A 17,578-nucleotide genomic window follows, 5' to 3' on the forward strand; every position below is an offset into this window, starting at 1 on the left:
CATGTCTCTTTCCGCACAACGGGCCGCCCACGCGGCCCAGGTTCAGAATGATCCGCGTTGGGCCAGCGTGCTGGCCCGTGACCCGGCCGCCGACGGCCGGTTCGTCTTCGCCGTGAGCAGCACCGGCATCTACTGCCGGCCTTCCTGCCCGTCGCGCCATGCCCAGCCGCAGCATGTCAGTTTCCACGCTACATCGGCAGACGCCGAACGCGCCGGCTTCCGCCCGTGCAAGCGCTGCACGCCCGAGCAGGCCTCGCGCCAGAGCCAGCACGCCGAGCTGATCGCCAACGCCTGTCGCCTGATCGAAGCGGCCGAGCAGCCACCGTCACTGGAACAGCTGGCCGCGCAGGTCGGCCTGAGCAACTCGCACTTCCATCGCCTGTTCAAGCAGCACACCGGGCTCACGCCCAGGGCCTACGCCGACGCGCAACGGGCCCGGCGCGTACGCCACGAACTGGAAGGCGGGGCACGGGTGACCGATGCGATCTACGAAGCCGGCTTCAACTCCAACGGGCGCTTTTACGCCAAGGCTGCCGGCATGCTCGGCATGACCCCATCCGACTATCGCGCAGGCGGCGCTGCCATGCCGATCCACTTCGCCATCGGCCAGTGCTCGCTGGGTGCGATTCTGGTGGCGCAGAGCAGTCGCGGGGTCTGCGCGATCCTCCTCGGCGAAACGCCGGAAGCATTGCTGGATGAGCTGCAGCAACGCTTCGCCAATGCCGAACTGATCGGTGCCGATGAAGCATTCGAGGCGCTGGTGGCACGCGTGGTCGGTTTCGTCGAAGCGCCAGGGCTGGGCCTCGACCTGCCGCTGGACATCCGCGGCACGGCGTTTCAGCAACGCGTCTGGCAGGCGCTACTGAGCATCCCGCCAGGCAGCACGGCAAGTTACGCCGAGATCGCCGAACGCATCGGCTCGCCTTCAGCGACACGCGCGGTGGCTGGCGCCTGTGCGGCCAACGCACTGGCCGTGGCGATTCCCTGTCATCGCGTGGTGCGCAGCGACGGCGCGCTGTCAGGCTATCGCTGGGGCGTCGAGCGCAAGCGTGCGCTGCTCGACCGGGAAAAGGTGGCGGCTCAGGATTCGCCGCCGAACAACTGACCCTGAATCGACGGCTGCGGCGCATGACGCCGCTCGTGTTCGAGCAGCCAGCGTTTGCGCTGCAGGCCGCCAGCGAAACCGGTGAGCGCGCCATTGGCGCCGATCAGGCGGTGGCAGGGCACGATGATCGCAATCGGGTTGGCACCATTGGCCAACCCAACCGCACGCGCGCCCTTGGGGCAATCGAGCTGCTGGGCCAGCACACCGTAGGTCGACGTGCTGCCGTAGGGCACCTGGCGCAGCGCCGCCCACACCCGGCGCTGGAAGGCCGAGCCGGCGGTGAAGGCCACCAGTTCATCCAGCGCCGTCACGCTGCCGGCGAAATAGGCGCCAAGCGCGTCCCAGGCAACACCGCCAGCCCTACCCTCGCGCAACTGATACGCGCCGTAGTGGCTGCCAAGCAGCTTGTGCATGCGCTCGGCATAGTCGTGGAAATCCAGGGCACGGACGCGCTGCTGCTCGTCGGTGACCAGCAGGATCTCGCCGACAGGTGAAGCGAGTCGTTGCAGTTGCAGCACTTCAGCCATCGCTACCCACGCCTTCCTTCACCTGTCCACAGAAACGAAAAGGCCCCTTTCGGGGCCTCTCGAACGTGCATGCCCTCAGCTCTTGGCGCCATGCGCCTGCTGATCGGCATGGTAGGACGAACGCACCAGCGGGCCGGACGCGACGTTCTTGAAGCCCATCCGCGTGCCTTCCTCGGCAAACCAGGCGAAGGTGTCCGGGTGCACGAAGCGCTGCACCGGCAGGTGGCTGCGCGACGGCTGCAGGTACTGACCGAGGGTGAGCATGTCGATTTCATGCTCGCGCATGCGCTTCATGACCTCGATGACTTCTTCGTCGGTTTCACCCAGGCCGAGCATCAGGCCGGACTTGGTCGGTACGTGCGGCACGCGCTTTTTGAAGTTTTCCAGCAGGTCCAGCGACCACTCGAAGTCCGAACCCGGGCGCGCGGCCTTGTACAGGCGCGGCACGGTTTCCAAGTTGTGGTTGAACACATCCGGCGGCTCCTGCTCGGTGATCGCCAGGGCCACATCCATGCGCCCGCGGTAGTCCGGCACCAGGGTTTCCAGCTGCACGTTGGGCGACAGCTTGCGGATCTCGCGCAGGCAGTCGACGAAGTGCTGGGCACCACCGTCGCGCAGGTCGTCGCGGTCCACCGAGGTGATCACCACGTACTTCAAACGCAGGTCGGCGATGGCCACGGCCAGGTTCATCGGCTCGTCGGCGTCCAGCGGCTTCGGCCGGCCGTGGCCGACATCGCAGAACGGGCAGCGGCGGGTGCAGATGTCGCCCATGATCATGAAGGTCGCGGTACCGCCGCTGAAGCACTCGCCAAGGTTCGGGCAGCTGGCTTCTTCGCAGACGCTGTGCAGCTTGTGCTTGCGCAGCAGTTGTTTGATACGGTCGACCTCGGGGGATACCGGCATGCGCACGCGAATCCAGTCCGGCTTGCGCGGCAGTTCTTCGGTGGGAATGATCTTGACCGGGATGCGCGCCATCTTCTCCGCGCCGCGCAGCTTGACGCCGACTTCCACTTTGGCCGGGCCCTTGCCCGCTACTTCTATCGTGCTCATCGCGATTCGGGTCCGCCCGTGAGGGTCTTCTGTTCAGCGTAATCGAGGTGTTTGACGAGCTGTGCGCGCAATCGGGCACTCACTTCGGCAAATTCTAGCGGGCCAGTCAGGTCGCACAACCGGGTCATCGGCAGGCCGGCGTAGCCGCAGGGATTGATCCGGCGGAACGGTTCCAGGTCCATGTCGACGTTCAGCGCCAGGCCGTGGAACGAACAGCCGCGGCGGATGCGCAGGCCGAGCGAGGCGATCTTCGCCTCACCGACGTAGACACCGGGCGCATCGGCGCGGGCGGCAGCCTGCACGCCATACTCGGCGAGCAGGTCGATCAGGCTCTGCTCGATGCGCGTGACCAGGTCACGCACACCGATGCCGAGACGACGCACGTCGAGCATCAGGTAGACCACCAGTTGGCCGGGGCCGTGGTAGGTCACCTGGCCGCCACGGTCGACCTGCACCACCGGGATGTCACCGGGAAACAGCACATGCTCGGCCTTGCCGGCCTGGCCCTGGGTGAACACCGGCGGGTGCTGCAGCAGCCAGATCTCGTCCTCGGCCTGCGCGTCGCGCTGGTCGGTGAAGCGTTGCATGGCGTGCCAGGTCGGCTCGTAGGGCTGCAGGCCATTGAGCTCACGCACGCTCACGGAGAGCGGCATCAGAGCACCATGTGTACGCGGCCGGTGGCTTTCAGGTCGAGATGGATCGCCCGCAACTGCTCTTCGCCGGTAGCGGTGATCAGCACCTGCACGGAAAGGAAGCGGCCGGTACGGCTGTCGCGTTGTGCCAGGTTGCTGGCATCGACTTCAGGCGCGTGGCGCTGGATAACCTCGATCACCAGATCGGTGAAGCCCTCGCCAGCATCGCCGATCACCTTGATCGGGTAGCGCTCGCAGGGGAACTCGATTTTCGGGGGTTGTACGTCAGTGTCAGTCATGGCATCCGCAGGCTCGTGGCCCGATCAGAGCAGAACGCCCCGGGTAGGGGCGTCCTTGGTTGTCGTGGAAGCGAGTCCGCTCGCGCGCGGCGAGTCGGTGGCAGCTTCTCAGTTAAACAAACCGTAGAAGAACAGGCGAATGCTATCCCACAGGCGGCGGAAGAAGCCACCTTCCTCTACGGCTTCGAGGGCGATCAGGTCGGCGGTGTGTACCACCTTTTCACCCAGTTTCACTTCGACCTTGCCGATCACGTCGCCCTGCTTGATCGGGGCTTCGAGTTGCGGCTCGAGGGTCATGCCGGCTTGCAGCTGCTTGGCCTGGCCTTTGGGCAGGGTCAGGCTGAGGTCGGCGGCGAGGCCGGCCTTGACCTGACGGGTGGCGCCTTTCCAGACCTGCGCCTGGGCCAGTTCCTGCCCCTGCTTGTAGAAGGTCTGGGTCTCGAAGAAGCGGAAGCCGTAGGTCAGCAGTTTCTGCGTCTCGGCGGCGCGGGTCTTCTCGCTGTCGGTACCGAATACCGAGGTGATCATGCGCGCGCCGTCGCGTACGGCAGAAGCCACCAGGCAGTAGCCGGCTTCTTCGGTGTGGCCGGTTTTCAGGCCGTCGACGGTGCTGTCACGCCACAGCAGCAGGTTGCGGTTGCCCTGGCGGATGTTGTTCCAGTGGAACTCCTTCTGCGAGTAGATCGCGTAGTGCTGCTGGTCTTCGTTGATGATGGCGCGGGCCAGGATGGCCATGTCGTGGGCGCTGGAGTAGTGCTCCGGGTGCGGCAGGCCGGTGGCGTTCATGAAGTGCGAGTTCTGCATGCCCAGGCGCGCGGCGGTCTCGTTCATCATGTCGGCGAAGGCGTCTTCGCTGCCGGCGATGTACTCGGCGATGGCGATGCTGGCGTCGTTACCGGACTGGATAATGATGCCGTGCAGCAGGTCATCGACCTTCACCTGGCTGTTCAGCGGCAGGAACATGGTGGAGCCGCCGGATGCCGCACCGCCGGTACGCCAGGCGTGCTCGCTGACGGTGACCAGGTCCTGCTCGCCGATTTTGCCCTTGCGGATTTCCAGGGTGGCGATGTAGGCGGTCATCAGCTTGGTCAGGCTCGCCGGGGGCAGGCGCTGATCGCTGTTGTTCTCCACCAGGACGTTGCCGCTGGCAGCGTCCATCAGGACGTAGGATTTGGCGGCCAGTTGCGGCGCGGCCGGAATGATCGGGTCTTGCGCGGCCTGGGCGAGCGGCGCGGTGAAGAGGATGGCGAGCAGGCTGAGGCGTTTGGCAAAGCGGGAGATATTCATCCGTCTCTCTGAATGGCAGTTCAACAATGGCACAGCGCGAGCGGGCTCACGCTGCATTCCCCACCCACCCGTTACGGCTCGGGCCGGTGGACGAAAAGGGTTCAGTCCGGGCGTACCAGCGTTGGCTGCCCGAGATTGGCCAGGCGCACGCTGTTCTGCAGCTGCTGCACCTCACCCTGAGTGCTGATCGGCCCCAGGCGTACGCGGTGCAAGATCTGCTGGTTGCGCACCACCGAGCTGATAAACACCTTGGCAGCCACCGTCTCGCTCAGCTTGGCCTTGAGGAGTTCCGCAGCGTCCGGATTGGCGAAGGCGCCCACCTGGAGATACAGGCCAGACGGCCCGACTGAATCGTTTTTTTTTGCGTCGATCTGCACCGGCACCACAGCCGCGGCGTGCTGTTGTGGCGGCGGCGTGTAGACCTCGACCGGCTGGGCCACGCTGGCGACCTGCGGCTGCGCCGGGACCACCTCGGCCATCTTCGGCTGCGCCAGCACCATCGGCACCGGGCGACCCTGCTGGGCCCACCACTCGTGCGGGTCGATGCCCTCGACCTTGACCCGGGCAGTGCCGCTTTCGGCATAGCCGAGCTTCTTCGCCGCGGCGAAGGACAGGTCGATGATGCGATCGGAATAGAACGGGCCGCGGTCGTTGACGCGCAGGATCACGCTCTGGCCGTTGTCCAGGTTGGTCACGCGCACGTAGCTGGGCAACGGCAGGGTCTTGTGTGCGGCGGTCATGCCGTACAGGTCGTAGGCTTCGCCGTTGGCGGTGGCCTGGCCGTGGAACTTGGTGCCGTACCAGGACGCGGTACCGACGGCGTGATAGCGACGCGCGTCGTTGATCGGGTAGTAGGTCTTGCCCAGTACCGTGTAGGGGTTGGCCTTGAAGCGCCCGTAGTGCGGCATCGGCACGGCATCGGGGATGCGCGAGACGTCGACATCCCACCAGGGCGCGCCATCACGGTGCGGGCGGCTGTAATCGCCCGGACCGGACACGGGGCCACCGGCCTGTACCGGCGGCGTCGGCTTACTGGTGGAGCAGCTGGCCAGCGCCACGCCAAGGGCGGCGAACGCTAACGCACGCAGGGGGACTTGCAAGGCAGCGATCATTGGCCGCTCCGCTTGGCGAGCAACAGGTCGGACAGCTGATGCACGGCCATGGCGTACATCGCGCTACGGTTGTAACGGGTGATCACGTAGAAGTTGGGCAGGCCCAACCAGTACTCGGCGCCTTCGGCGCCCTCGAAGCGGAAGGCGGTGACGCGGGTGTCGTCACGCAGCGCATCGGCGCTGGCCCAGCCAAGCGCACGCAGCTCGCCGACGTTCTTCACCGGGTCGAGGCCCTGGGTCAGGCCGCTGTCGACCTGGTCGCCCTTGACCTGCGCGCGGCTAACCACCGGCTCGCCGGCAACCCAGCCGTGGCGCTTGAAGTAGCTGGCGACGCTGCCGATGGCGTCCACCGGGTTGCTCCAGATATTGATGTGGCCGTCGCCGTCGAAGTCCACCGCATAGGCGCGGAAGCTGCTCGGCATGAACTGCGGCAGGCCCATGGCGCCCGCGTAGGAACCCTTCAGGCTGAGCGGATCGACCTGCTCCTCACGCGACAGCAGCAGCAGCTCCTTGAGCTCCTTGCAGAAGAACGACGAGCGCGGCGGGTAATCGAAGCACAGCGTGGACAGCGCATCGATGCCGCGCCAGCTGCCGGTGTTGCCGCCATAGAAGGTTTCCACGCCAATGATCGCGACGATCACCTGGGCCGGCACGCCGTATTCTTTCTCGGCGCGGGCCAGGGCATCGGCGTGCTTGTTCCAGAAATCCACACCCTTGCTGATGCGCGCATCGGTGATGAAGATCGGCCGGTACTCTTTCCACGGCTTGACCTTCTCGGCCGGGCGGGAAATGGCGTCGAGGATCGCCTGCTTGCGCTCCGCCTCGCGGAACAGCTCGACCAGCTGTTCGCCGGCGAAGCCATAGTCGCGGGTCATCTCGGCGACGAACTCGGCGACCAGGGGCGAACCCTCGTAGTCACCGGCGGCAGCGAAGGAGCCGAGGCCGAGCAGGCCGGCCATGCCGAGCCCTTGGATGCCACGTACCAGCCAGCCGCGCGATGCTTGTTTCAAATTATTCACTCTTATCAAACCTGTGCGATCCACTTGCGATGGGTGTGGACCGCCATCAAAACCCCAAACCCTGACAGCAGCGTCACCAGATGAGTTCCGCCGTAGCTAATAAAGGGTAGAGGCACCCCCACCACCGGCAACAGGCCACTGACCATGCCGATGTTAACGAATACGTAGACGAAGAACGTCATGGTCAGGCTGCCTGCCAGCAACTTGCCGAACAGGGTCTGCGCCTGAGCCGTGATCACCAGGCCGCGACCGATCAGCAGCAGGTAGACGAACAGCAGGATACACACTCCGACCAGCCCGAACTCTTCGCTCAGCACGGCAATGATAAAGTCCGTATGGCTTTCCGGCAAAAAATCCAGGTGCGACTGGGTGCCGAGCAGCCAGCCCTTGCCAAGAACCCCGCCCGAACCGATGGCCGCCTTCGACTGGATGATGTTCCAGCCCGTGCCCAGCGGATCGCTTTCCGGGTCGAGGAAGGTCAGCACGCGCTGCTTCTGGTAGTCGTGCAGCACGAAGAACCACATGGCCACCGCGATCGGCACCACGGCGGCCACGGCGCCGGCGATCCAGCGCCACTGCAGCCCGGCCATGAACAGCACGAAAGCGCCGGAGGCGAGAATCAGCAGTGAGGTGCCGAGGTCCGGCTGCTTGAGGATCAGCACGAACGGGATGAGGATCAGGATCAGGCTGATGGTGATGTGCTTGAGCCGCGGCGGCAGGTTGTGCCGCGCCAGGTACCAGGCGATGGTCGCCGGCATGATGATCTTCATGAACTCCGACGGCTGGAAGCGGATCACCCCCGGCACGTTGATCCAGCGCGTCGCGCCCATCGCGGTGTGGCCCATGACTTCCACCACCACCAGCAGGCCGACGCCGACCAGGTAGGCCAGCGGCACCCAGCGCGCCATGAAGCGCGGCTCGAACTGGGCGATGACGAACATCGCCACCAGCCCCAGGCCGAACGAGCTGGCCTGCTTCATCAGCAGGTCCCAGTGCTTGCCACTGGCCGAGTAGAGGACGAACAGGCTGCCGATCCCCAGGATCAGCAAGATCAGCAGCAGCCAGCCATCGATGTGCAGCCGCTGCAGCAGGGTCGCGCGACGCTTGAGCACGTCTTCCTGGGACAGGGTGCGGTCGAAGTTGCTGTTCATGGGCTGACGCTCGTGGTTGGCGCCGGCTGTGGCGGGCGGTATTCGGGTTTGAGCAGGCCGTCTTCGCCGAGCAGCCAGGCGTCCATCACCTGCTTGACCACCGGCGCGGCAACGCCGGAGCCGGACTCGCCGTTCTCCACCATCACCGCCACGGCGATCTTCGGCGCCTCGGCCGGGGCGAAGCCGACGAACAGGGCGTGGTCGCGGTGGCGCTCGTTGACCTTGGAACGGTCGTACTTCTCACCCTGCTTGATCGCCACCACCTGCGCCGTGCCGCTCTTGCCGGCGATGCGGTACAGGGCGGTGTCGCCGACCTTGCGCGCGGTGCCGCGCGGACCATGCATCACCTGCTCCATGCCGAAGCGGCCGTAGTCCCAGGACTTCGGATCGCGCATGACGATGTCGGCCGGATTTGCCGGCGCCTCGAGCAGGCCCTCGGCCACCATCTGCTGCGGAGTCTTGTTCTCGGCACTCTGCAGCAGGTGCGGGCGAATCCACTTGCCGCGGGTGGCCATCAGCGCCGTGGCCTGGGCCAGTTGCAACGGCGTGGCCTGCATGTAGCCCTGGCCGATGCCGAGGATCAGCGTCTCGCCCGGGTACCAGGCCTGGCGGTAGCGCGCGCGCTTCCACTCGCGCGAGGGCATCAGCCCCGGCGACTCCTCGAACATGTCCAGCGAGACCTTCTGGCCGAAGCCGAAACGGCTCATGTAGTCGTGCATGCGGTCGATGCCCATCTTGTGGGCGAGGTCGTAAAAGTAGGTGTCGTTGGAGCGCATGATCGCCATCTCCATGTTCACCCAGCCGTCCCCGGTACGGTTCCAGTTACGGTATTTGTGGTCGTAGTTGGGCAACTGATAAAAGCCTGGGTCGAACACCCGCGTCGCCGGTGTCACGGCACCGGCATCGAGACCGGACACGGCGACCATCGGCTTGATCGTCGACCCCGGCGGATACAGCCCGCGCAGCACGCGGTTGTACAGCGGCCGGTCGATCGAGTCGCGCAGGTCGGCATAGGCCTGGAAGCCGATGCCGGTGACGAACGGGTTGGGGTCGAAGCTTGGCCGGCTGACCATCGCCAGCACTTCGCCGGTCGACGGTTCGATCGCCACCACGGCGCCGCGACGGCCGTCCAGCGCCGCCTCGGCGGCTTCCTGCAGCTTGACGTCGAGGGTCAGAATCAGGTCCATGCCCGGCTTCGGGTCGGTGCGTTTGAGCACACGCAGCACGCGCCCGCGGGCGTTGGTTTCGACTTCCTCGTAACCCACCTCACCGTGCAGCTGGTCCTCGTAGAACCGCTCGATGCCGGTCTTGCCGATGTGGTGAGTGCCACTGTAGTTGACCGGGTCGAGTTCCTTGAGCTCCTTCTCGTTGATCCGCCCGACATAGCCGACCGAGTGAGCGAAGTGCTCCTTCTGCGGGTAGTGGCGCACCAGCTGGGCAGCCACATCCACGCCGGGCAGGCGGAACTGGTTCACCGCGATACGGGCGATCTGCTCCTCGGACAGCTCGAAGAGGATCGGCACCGGCTCGAACGGGCGTCGGCCCTGGCGCATGCGTCGCTCGAACAGGGCGCGGTCGTCCGCGGTCAGCTCCAGCACCTCGACGATCACGTCGAGCACCTGCTCCCATTCGCCGGCGCGCTCGCGGGTCAGGGTCAGACTGAAGCTCGGCCGGTTGTCGGCGATGATCACCCCGTTGCGGTCGAAGATCAGCCCGCGGGTCGGCGGAATCGGCTGCACGTGGACGCGGTTGTTCTCCGACAGGGTCGAGTGGTACTCGTACTGGATCACCTGCAGGTAGTACATGCGCGCGATCAGCACGCAGGTCAGCAGCAGCACGACCACGGCGCCGACCACCACGCGCCGCCTTACCAGGCGGGCATCCTTCTCGTGGTCCTTCAGGCGGATCGGCTGCGGCATCTGCGACTACTTACTCGATGGCGTTCTATTTGTGGTACGGATGGCCGGACAGCACCGTCCAGGCGCGGTAGATCTGCTCGCCGATGAGGATGCGCACCAGCGGATGCGGCAACGTCAGGGGCGACAGCGACCAGCGCTGCTCGCTGCGCGCGCAGACCTCCGGCGCCAGCCCCTCGGGGCCGCCGACCATGAGGTTGACGGTGCGTGCATCCAGGCGCCAGCGATCCAGTTCGGCCGCCAGCTGCTCAGTGCTCCACGGCTTGCCCGTCACCTCCAGGGTGACGATGCGCTCGCCCGGCTGCACCTTGGCCAGCATGGCCTCGCCTTCCTGACGGATCATCCGCGCCACGTCGGCATTCTTGCCACGCGTGGTCAGCGGGATTTCCACCAGGTCGAGGGCCAGCTCGGCGGGCAGACGCTTGGCATATTCCTGCCAGCCATCCTCCACCCAACGCGGCATGCGCGAGCCCACGGCGATCAGCTTGATACGCACGGGGCGAACTTACTCCGGCAGATCCTGGTGCTGGGCACGGCTCTGCTCGGCGCCCTGCCACAGACGCTCGAGGTCATAGAACTGACGGGTAGCGACCTGCATCACGTGGACGACCACGTCGCCGAGGTCGAGCAGGGCCCACTCGCCGCCTTCCAGGCCTTCGTTGCCGATCGGGCGCACACCGTGCTCCTTGACCTTCTCCAGCACTTCGTTGGCCAGGGATTTGACGTGACGGCTGGAGGTACCGCTGGCGATCACCATGAAATCGGTGACGCTGGTCTTGCCGCGCACATCGATGGTGGTGATGTCCTGCGCCTTGACGTCTTCGAGGGCCGCAATGGCGACCTTGACCAGTTCTTCGTTTTGCATCGTTACCTCATGAATCGGTTTTCGCACGGTACAGCCCGTGCGCATGGATATAGGCCAGCACGGCATCGGGTACCAGAAAACGTACCGAACGCTCTTGTGCCAGCAGATGACGTACCTGCGTGGCCGACACCGCCAGCGGGGTCTGCCAGACAAACGTGATATGCCCGCCGGGGCCCGTCAGGCCTTGCGGATCGACCACGCTGCGCGCCGCCAGCAGATCGCGCAGCGCTTCCGGCGCCTCGCTGTCGGCATCCGGCCGCTGCAGCACAACGATATGGCAATGCTCCAGCAACGCCTGCCAGCGCTGCCAGGTGGGCAACCCGCAGAAGGCATCCCAGCCCAGCAGGAGAAACAGTTGATCGTCGACCGCCAGCTCGGCGCGCAACGACTCCAGCGTGTCGATGGTGAACGACGGCGTCTGCCGCTGCAGCTCCCGGTCATCCACCCGCAGGCGCGCTTCGCCGGCCACCGCCAGCTCGACCATCGCCAGGCGCTGCTCGGCGGTGGCCTGCGGCGTCTCGCGGTGCGGCGGACGCGCGCTGGGGATCAGCCGCAGCTCGTCCAGCGCCACCTGCTCGGCCACTTCCAGGGCGCCGCGCAGATGGCCGATGTGCACCGGGTTGAAGGTGCCGCCGAGAATCCCGATGCGTCGCGCGCTGCGTTCGCCCATCAGGTGCGGATGTGTCCGTCGCCGAACACCACGTACTTCTCGCTGGTCAGGCCATCCAGACCGACCGGGCCGCGGGCGTGCAGCTTGTCGGTGGAGATGCCGATCTCCGCGCCCAGGCCGTACTCGAAGCCGTCGGCAAAACGCGTCGAAGCGTTGACCATCACCGAGGCCGAATCCACTTCGGTGAGGAAGCGCCGTGCGTCCGAGAAGTTCTCGGTGATGATCGCGTCGGTGTGCTGCGAGCCGTACTTGTTGATGTGCTCGATGGCCGCGTCCAGCGAATCGACGATGCGAATCGCCAGGATCGGCGCGTTGTACTCGGCGTACCAGTCGTCTTCGCTCGCTTCTAGCACGTCGCTGCCGAGCAGCTCGCGGGTCGCGGCATCACCACGCAGCTCGACGCCCTTGTCGCGGTAGATCGCGGCCAGCGGCGGCAACACTTGCGCGGCAACCGAGCTGTGCACCAGCAGGGTTTCCATGGCATTGCACGGCGAGTAGCGCTGGGTCTTGGCGTTGTCGGCAACGCGAATGGCCTTGTCGAGGTTGGCGGCAACGTCGATATAGACGTGGCAGACGCCGTCCAGGTGCTTGATCACCGGCACCTTGGCGTCGCGACTGATGCGCTCGATCAGGCCCTTGCCGCCGCGCGGCACGATCACGTCGACAAACTCGGGCATGGTGATCAACGCGCCGACGGCGGCGCGGTCGGTGGTTTCCACCACCTGCACGGCACTGGCCGGCAGACCGGCTTCGGCCAGGCCGAGCTGGATGCAGCGGGCAATCGCCTGGTTGGAATGGATGGCCTCGGAGCCGCCGCGCAGGATGGTCGCGTTGCCAGACTTCAGACACAGGCTGGCGGCGTCGATGGTCACGTTCGGGCGCGACTCGTAGATGATGCCGATCACGCCCAGCGGCACGCGCATCTTGCCGACCTGAATGCCCGAAGGCAGGAAGCGCATGTCGCGGATTTCGCCGATCGGGTCCGGCAGGGTGGCGACCTGGCGCAGGCCTTCGATCATGCCGTCGATCACTGCCGGGGTCAGCGCCAGGCGGTCGACCATGGCCGGCTCCAGGCCGTTGGCACGGGCGGCGGTCAGGTCAAGTTCGTTGGCGGCGGTCAGCTCGGCGCGGGCAGCGTCGAGGGCATTGGCGGCGGCCTGCAGGGCGCGGTTCTTCTGCGCAGTGCTGGCGCGTGCGAGCACCCGCGAGGCATCACGCGCGGCGCGGCCCAGGCGGGTCATGTAGTCGAGCACGGACTCAGTCATGGTCGGCGGAGGTCTGGCAGTTGGGAAAAAGGGGCTGATTATAGCGGCAGCGCTGCCCCGCGCCCAGCGCTGCCCGGCAGACGGGCCGCCGGGTATACAAAAAGCGACAAGTTTCAGCCCCGCTGCGCCGACGCATTGCTAAGATCGCCGCCATTCAATTGCCGGACTGCCCATGCGCGACGCCCCGCCCCAGCCCTGGCCCGACGCCCGCCCACTGCCCGCCGCCTTCTTCGACCGCGACGCGCAGACCCTGGCGCGCGAGCTGTTGGGCAAGGTCATTCGCCACCGCCACGACGGCCACTGGCTCGCCGCGCGCATCATCGAGACCGAGGCCTACTACGCCGCCGAGAAAGGCAGCCATGCCTCGCTTGGCTACACCGAGAAGCGCCGCGCGCTGTTTCTCGACGGTGGGCACATCTATATGTACTACGCCCGCGGCGGTGACTCGCTGAACTTCAGCGCCCAGGGCCCCGGCAACGCGGTACTGATCAAATCCGCCGCGCCGTGGATCGATGCCCACTGCGCCGCCGACGCCCTGCAGCGCATGCAGGCGAACAACCCCGACGCCAGCGGCATGCCACGCCCGAGCACACGCCTGTGCGCCGGTCAGACCCTGCTGTGCAAGGCGCTGGGCCTGAAGGTAGCGGAGTGGGACGCGCAGCGCTTCGACCCGCAGCGCCTGTTCGTCGACGACGTGGGCGAACGCCCGGCACAGATCATCCAGACCACCCGCCTGGGCATTCCCCTCGGCCGCGACGAACACCTGCCCTATCGCTTCGTCGATGCGGCATTCGCCCGACAAACCACACGCAACCCGATCCGCCGTGGCCAGGTCGAAGGCCGTGACTACCACGTGCATGCCACACCCCATCAGCTTGTCGAACAGGAGTTGTACCCATGAGCGAGTGGTTCCACACCATGACCCTCTGGCTGGAAGCCAATCCACAGTGGCTCGGCGCGAGCATCTTCATCATCGCCTGCCTGGAATGCCTGGCCATCGCCGGCATCCTGATTCCCGGCACAGTGGTGCTGTTCGCCCTCGCGGTACTCGCCGGCAGCGGCAGCCTGACGCTGGGGGAAACCCTGCTGCTGGCCTACTTCGGCGGCCTGCTCGGCGACGCGATTTCCTACGCCCTCGGCCGGCGTTTTCACCAGAACATCCGCGGCCTGCCATTTCTGCGCGACCACCCGGAGTGGCTGAGCAGCGCGGAAACCTACTTCCAGCGTTACGGCGTCGCCAGCCTGCTGGTCGGCCGCTACATCGGTCCGCTGCGGCCGATGCTGCCGATGGTCGCGGGCATGCTCGACATGCCGCTGGTGCGCTTCATCCTGGTCAGCGTGATCGCGGCCGCCGGCTGGGCCGTGGCCTACATGCTGCCGGGCTGGGCCACCGGTGCGGCACTGCGCCTGCCACTGCCGGATGGCTTCTGGAGCGCCGCCGGGATCGTCGCCGGCGCCTTTGCCGTGATGCTCATCGTGATGATCCAGAGCAGCCTGCGCGACCAGCGCTGGGCCACCGCCAGCACTGCCGCGATGTGCGCCGTGCTGCTCACCGCTCTGCTGATCGGCTGGCAGCAACTGGCCGCCCTCGACCAGGGCCTGATGGCCCTGGTGCAGGAGCAGCGCAACAGCGCCCTGGACACCGCCGCCCTGCTGATCACCGGGCTCGGCAACTTCGACACCCAGGTCGCCGCCGGGGTGATGCTGACCGTGCTGCTGTTGCTTTGCCGACGCTACAGTGCCGGCCTGTTCGTCGGCTGCTGCATGCTTTTCACCGCCCTCGCCAATGCCGGCCTCAAGCTGCTCCTGGCCCGTGCCCGGCCGGACGTGCTGCTGCAGCCGCTGGACACCTTCAGCCTGCCCAGCGGCCACAGCTCGGCGGCATTCGCCTGCTTCCTCGCCCTCGGCGTGCTGGCCGGCCGCGGCCAGCCCCCGCGCATGCGCCTGACCTGGATGCTGCTGGCCAGCTTCCCGGCCTTGATGATCGCCCTGTCGCGGGTTTACCTGGGCGTGCACTGGCCCACCGACATCCTCGCCGGCGGCCTGCTCGCCGGCACCGTCTGCGCGGCGTGCCTGGCCTTCCTGCAGTGGCGGATTCCGCTGCCCGCGCTGAGCCCGCGGGTGTGGTGGCTGATCCTGCCGGCGACCCTGGCCCTGCTCGGCGGCGTCAGCGCCTTTGCCCTGCCGGAAGCGCTGGAGCAGTACAAGTACTGAGTGGGATCGCCGCAGGGTGAACCAGGCGCACCAGACGCCAGCTACGGGCTTGCCGGTGCGCACGGCGCATCCTACGAGGTCGTGAGCCGGGGCTGAAGCGGCTCAGGCGAGCATGTCGCCCTGCAGATGGTCGAGCAACTCCTGCAGCAGCTCGAGTCGCTCGGCCGGGGTATCGAGGCCCAGCACCTGAGCCTTCTGCGCGATGCTGAACGGCAGCAGGTAGGCCAGCTGGTTGGCCAGCGCCTGCTGCCCGCTCGGCACGCCGCCCATGCCCAGGCCGGCGACCATCGGGTGTTCAGCCAGGGTGGCGAGCAGCGCAGCGAGGTCGGCATGCTCGCCCAGCAACGGCGCATCGGGCGCTTCGTCCAGCCACACTACATCGGCCACGCTGAGCTGATCGGCCTGCACCTGAGTGCTGGCCACGAGAAAACGCCGGCCGCCCTCGACACGAATGCCCAGCAGGCCATTGGGGCGCTGCTGGAAGTCGCGAATCAGCGCTTCGCAGCCGATCTGCACGTGCTGGCCGGCCGCCTCGCCCACTTCCTCGCCTTCGAGAATGCCGACCACGCCAAAGCCCTCGCCGCGACGCATGCAGGCGCTGACCATATCCAGGTAGCGCGCCTCGAAGATCTGCAGGTCGAGCACACAACCGGGAAACAGCACGGTGTGCAGGGGAAACAGCGGATAACTCATCGCCTTACCTCACGCCACCAGGGCGATCACCAGCGGCAGAACCACCGCCGTGGCCATGCCCATCAGGCTCATTGCCAGCGCGGCGAAGGCGCCGCATTCCTCGCCTTCCTGCAACGCGCGGGAGGTGCCCACCGCGTGCGCGGTCATGCCCAGCGCCATGCCCTGCGCGGCCGGGTGATGCACGCCGATGCGGCGCATCAGTTCGGGACCGACCATCGCCCCGAGCACGCCGGTGATCAGCACGAACACCGCGGCCAGCGCGGCCACGCCGCCGATCTGCTCGGCCACCAGCATGGCGATCGGTGAGGTCACCGACTTCGGCGCCATGGTCATCAGCATCATGTGGTCGGCGCCGAACAGCCAGGCCAGCAACACGCCCAGACCGGTGGCGACCACGCCGGCAACGCTGAGGGTGATCAGCACCGGCCAGAGCAACTGGCGAATGCGCCGCAGGTTGAGGTACAGCGGCACGGCCAGAGCCACGGTGGTCGGGCCGAGCAGCACGCTGAGGAGGAAGGTGCTGTCGCGGTACTCCTGGTAGGTGAGGCCGCAGAGCAGCAGCACGCCGATCAGCACGGCCATCGACACCAGCACCGGCTGCAGGAACATCCAGCGGGTCTTTTCGTAGGCAGCCAGCGCCAGCTGGTACACGCCGAGGGTGATGCCCACGCCGAACAGCGGGTGATGGATCACCGCCTGCAGGGCGGCCTGCCAATCCGGATTCATGACTGCTCCTCGCGACGCAGCTGACGGTCGATGAGCTTCTGCATCAGCCAGCCGGCGAACAGCAGCGCCAGCACCAGCGACAACGCCAGGGCACCAAATACCGCCCAGAAATCCGCGGCGATGGCCTCGGCATAGGCCATCACTCCCACCGCCGGCGGCACCAGCAACAGGGGCAGGTAACGCAGCAGGCCGACGGCCGCCTCGTTGAGTGGTGCGCCCACTTCACCGCGCAGCAGGAGAAACCCGAACAGCAGCAGCATGCCGATGATCGGCCCCGGCAGCATGCTGAAGAACAGGACATTGAGGGCGGTGCCGAGCAACTGGAACAGCACCAGCCAGGTCAGGCCGCGTAGCAGCATGAGAACCTCCGGCGGGTTGGGGCGGCCATTATAGACACGCCTGAGGGCAGGCCATAAGCCGCAGACTGCGGGCTTGACCCTGTCGCGCAGTCATGCTGATCTAGGGCCAGCAAGGTTCACCACCAAAAACAACTAAGTAACTTGCATCCTCAAGGAGGATCTATGCCGTCAGTACCCGTTTCACAACTGCAAGACTACGTTGGCAAGGAGCTTGGACGCTCCGACTGGCTGACCATCGACCAGGAGCGTATCAACCAGTTCGCCGAATGCACCGGTGATCACCAGTTCATTCACGTTGACCCGGTCAAGGCCAAGCACACCCCCTTCGGCACCACCATCGCCCATGGCTTCCTCTCCCTGTCGCTGATCCCGAAGCTGATGGAAGGCCTGATGATCATGCCCGAAGGCCTGAAGATGGCCGTCAACTACGGCCTCGACAGCGTGCGCTTCATCCAGCCGGTCAAGGTCAATTCCCGCGTGCGCCTGGCCGTGAGCATTCTCGAAGTCACCGAGAAGCGTGCAGGCCAATGGCTGATCAAGGCCCAGGCCACCCTGGAGATCGACGGTGAGGAAAAACCCGCCTACATCGCCGAGCCGCTGAGCCTCTGTTTCGTCTGATTCAGTCGCTGGCAAAACGGGGCGCACTGGCGCCCCGTTTTCGTTTGACTCCGGCATACTCGCCGCATGA

20 protein-coding genes are annotated in these 17,578 nt (G+C 66.3%); 4 read left to right on the plus strand and 16 right to left on the minus strand.

What is annotated here, in order from left to right; all coding sequences use genetic code 11:
* Window position 1: 1 nt before the first annotated feature.
* The gene (ada, locus tag IB229_RS06820) at window positions 2–1,105 is read left to right on the plus strand and encodes a bifunctional DNA-binding transcriptional regulator/O6-methylguanine-DNA methyltransferase Ada (RefSeq protein WP_192326232.1); all 1,104 of its coding nucleotides are present in this window, start codon (window positions 2–4) and stop codon (window positions 1,103–1,105) included.
* Here the strand turns inward: ada and IB229_RS06825 are convergent.
* The 13 genes from IB229_RS06825 to IB229_RS06885 form a co-directional block, all read right to left on the minus strand.
* Window positions 1,081–1,632 (minus strand): methylated-DNA--[protein]-cysteine S-methyltransferase, encoded by a 552-nt coding sequence (locus IB229_RS06825; RefSeq protein ID WP_192326234.1) that lies wholly within the window; start codon window positions 1,630–1,632, stop codon window positions 1,081–1,083. The two genes, ada and IB229_RS06825, sit on opposite strands and share 25 nt — an antisense overlap.
* Window positions 1,633–1,707: 75 nt before the next feature.
* Window positions 1,708–2,682, minus strand: coding sequence for a lipoyl synthase (lipA, locus tag IB229_RS06830; protein WP_192326236.1), 975 nt, complete (start codon window positions 2,680–2,682; stop codon window positions 1,708–1,710).
* Window positions 2,679–3,335: a lipoyl(octanoyl) transferase LipB gene (gene lipB / locus IB229_RS06835; RefSeq protein ID WP_192326238.1), complete on the minus strand. Its 657-nt coding sequence runs from the start codon at window positions 3,333–3,335 to the stop codon at window positions 2,679–2,681. Before lipB ends, lipA begins: the two co-directional genes overlap by 4 nt.
* Window positions 3,335–3,613: a DUF493 domain-containing protein gene (locus IB229_RS06840; RefSeq protein ID WP_192326240.1), complete on the minus strand. Its 279-nt coding sequence runs from the start codon at window positions 3,611–3,613 to the stop codon at window positions 3,335–3,337. Before IB229_RS06840 ends, lipB begins: the two co-directional genes overlap by 1 nt.
* A gap of 108 nt (window positions 3,614–3,721) precedes the next feature.
* Complete coding sequence (locus IB229_RS06845; RefSeq protein ID WP_192326242.1) at window positions 3,722–4,900, minus strand: D-alanyl-D-alanine carboxypeptidase family protein; 1,179 nt, start codon at window positions 4,898–4,900, stop codon at window positions 3,722–3,724.
* Window positions 4,901–5,001: 101 nt separating this feature from the next.
* A complete protein-coding gene (locus IB229_RS06850; protein ID WP_192326244.1) occupies window positions 5,002–6,012 on the minus strand; it encodes a septal ring lytic transglycosylase RlpA family protein in 1,011 nt (336 codons plus the stop codon).
* Window positions 6,009–6,971 carry a lytic murein transglycosylase B gene (gene mltB, locus IB229_RS06855; protein WP_192329304.1) on the minus strand — a complete coding sequence of 321 codons (963 nt, stop codon included), beginning with the start codon at window positions 6,969–6,971 and terminating at the stop codon, window positions 6,009–6,011. The genes IB229_RS06850 and mltB overlap by 4 nt, the downstream gene beginning before the upstream one ends.
* A 65-nt stretch (window positions 6,972–7,036) precedes the next feature.
* Window positions 7,037–8,182, minus strand: coding sequence for a rod shape-determining protein RodA (rodA, locus tag IB229_RS06860; RefSeq protein ID WP_192326246.1), 1,146 nt, complete (start codon window positions 8,180–8,182; stop codon window positions 7,037–7,039).
* The gene (gene mrdA, locus IB229_RS06865) at window positions 8,179–10,101 is read right to left on the minus strand and encodes a penicillin-binding protein 2 (protein WP_192326248.1); all 1,923 of its coding nucleotides are present in this window, start codon (window positions 10,099–10,101) and stop codon (window positions 8,179–8,181) included. The genes rodA and mrdA overlap by 4 nt, the downstream gene beginning before the upstream one ends.
* Window positions 10,102–10,126: 25 nt before the next feature.
* Entirely contained in the window at window positions 10,127–10,594 is a 468-nt protein-coding gene (gene rlmH / locus IB229_RS06870) for a 23S rRNA (pseudouridine(1915)-N(3))-methyltransferase RlmH (protein ID WP_192326250.1), read from the minus strand.
* A 9-nt stretch (window positions 10,595–10,603) separates the two neighbouring features.
* Window positions 10,604–10,963 carry a ribosome silencing factor gene (rsfS, locus tag IB229_RS06875; RefSeq protein ID WP_192326252.1) on the minus strand — a complete coding sequence of 120 codons (360 nt, stop codon included), beginning with the start codon at window positions 10,961–10,963 and terminating at the stop codon, window positions 10,604–10,606.
* Between the two features lie 7 nt (window positions 10,964–10,970).
* On the minus strand, window positions 10,971–11,633 hold the full coding sequence (gene nadD / locus IB229_RS06880; protein WP_192326254.1) for a nicotinate-nucleotide adenylyltransferase: 663 nt from the start codon (window positions 11,631–11,633) through the stop codon (window positions 10,971–10,973).
* The gene (locus IB229_RS06885; RefSeq protein WP_192326256.1) at window positions 11,633–12,898 is read right to left on the minus strand and encodes a glutamate-5-semialdehyde dehydrogenase; all 1,266 of its coding nucleotides are present in this window, start codon (window positions 12,896–12,898) and stop codon (window positions 11,633–11,635) included. Before IB229_RS06885 ends, nadD begins: the two co-directional genes overlap by 1 nt.
* 172 nt (window positions 12,899–13,070) lie before the next feature.
* On the opposite strand from IB229_RS06885, the gene IB229_RS06890 reads away from it, so the two are divergent.
* Both IB229_RS06890 and IB229_RS06895 read left to right on the plus strand, forming a co-directional pair.
* Window positions 13,071–13,799: a DNA-3-methyladenine glycosylase gene (locus IB229_RS06890; RefSeq protein WP_192326258.1), complete on the plus strand. Its 729-nt coding sequence runs from the start codon at window positions 13,071–13,073 to the stop codon at window positions 13,797–13,799.
* Window positions 13,796–15,112 (plus strand): bifunctional DedA family/phosphatase PAP2 family protein, encoded by a 1,317-nt coding sequence (locus tag IB229_RS06895; protein WP_192326260.1) that lies wholly within the window; start codon window positions 13,796–13,798, stop codon window positions 15,110–15,112. Before IB229_RS06890 ends, IB229_RS06895 begins: the two co-directional genes overlap by 4 nt.
* Window positions 15,113–15,214: 102 nt before the next feature.
* Here IB229_RS06895 and IB229_RS06900 read toward each other — a convergent pair whose 3' ends face one another.
* The 3 genes from IB229_RS06900 to IB229_RS06910 are packed head-to-tail and all read right to left on the minus strand — an operon-like array spanning window position 15,215 to window position 16,890.
* Window positions 15,215–15,805 (minus strand): LON peptidase substrate-binding domain-containing protein, encoded by a 591-nt coding sequence (locus IB229_RS06900; protein WP_192326262.1) that lies wholly within the window; start codon window positions 15,803–15,805, stop codon window positions 15,215–15,217.
* 9 nt (window positions 15,806–15,814) lie between these two features.
* Window positions 15,815–16,531, minus strand: a complete 717-nt coding sequence (locus IB229_RS06905; protein ID WP_192326264.1) for an LrgB family protein — start codon at window positions 16,529–16,531, stop codon at window positions 15,815–15,817.
* On the minus strand, window positions 16,528–16,890 hold the full coding sequence (locus IB229_RS06910; protein WP_192326266.1) for a CidA/LrgA family protein: 363 nt from the start codon (window positions 16,888–16,890) through the stop codon (window positions 16,528–16,530). Before IB229_RS06910 ends, IB229_RS06905 begins: the two co-directional genes overlap by 4 nt.
* 162 nt (window positions 16,891–17,052) lie before the next feature.
* On the opposite strand from IB229_RS06910, the gene IB229_RS06915 reads away from it, so the two are divergent.
* Window positions 17,053–17,508, plus strand: coding sequence for a MaoC family dehydratase (locus tag IB229_RS06915; RefSeq protein WP_192326268.1), 456 nt, complete (start codon window positions 17,053–17,055; stop codon window positions 17,506–17,508).
* The last annotated feature ends 70 nt before the right edge of the window (window positions 17,509–17,578 follow it).

Origin of the sequence: Pseudomonas sp. PDM14, assembly GCF_014851905.1 — a bacterium.
Classification (GTDB): Bacteria; Pseudomonadota; Gammaproteobacteria; order Pseudomonadales; family Pseudomonadaceae; genus Aquipseudomonas.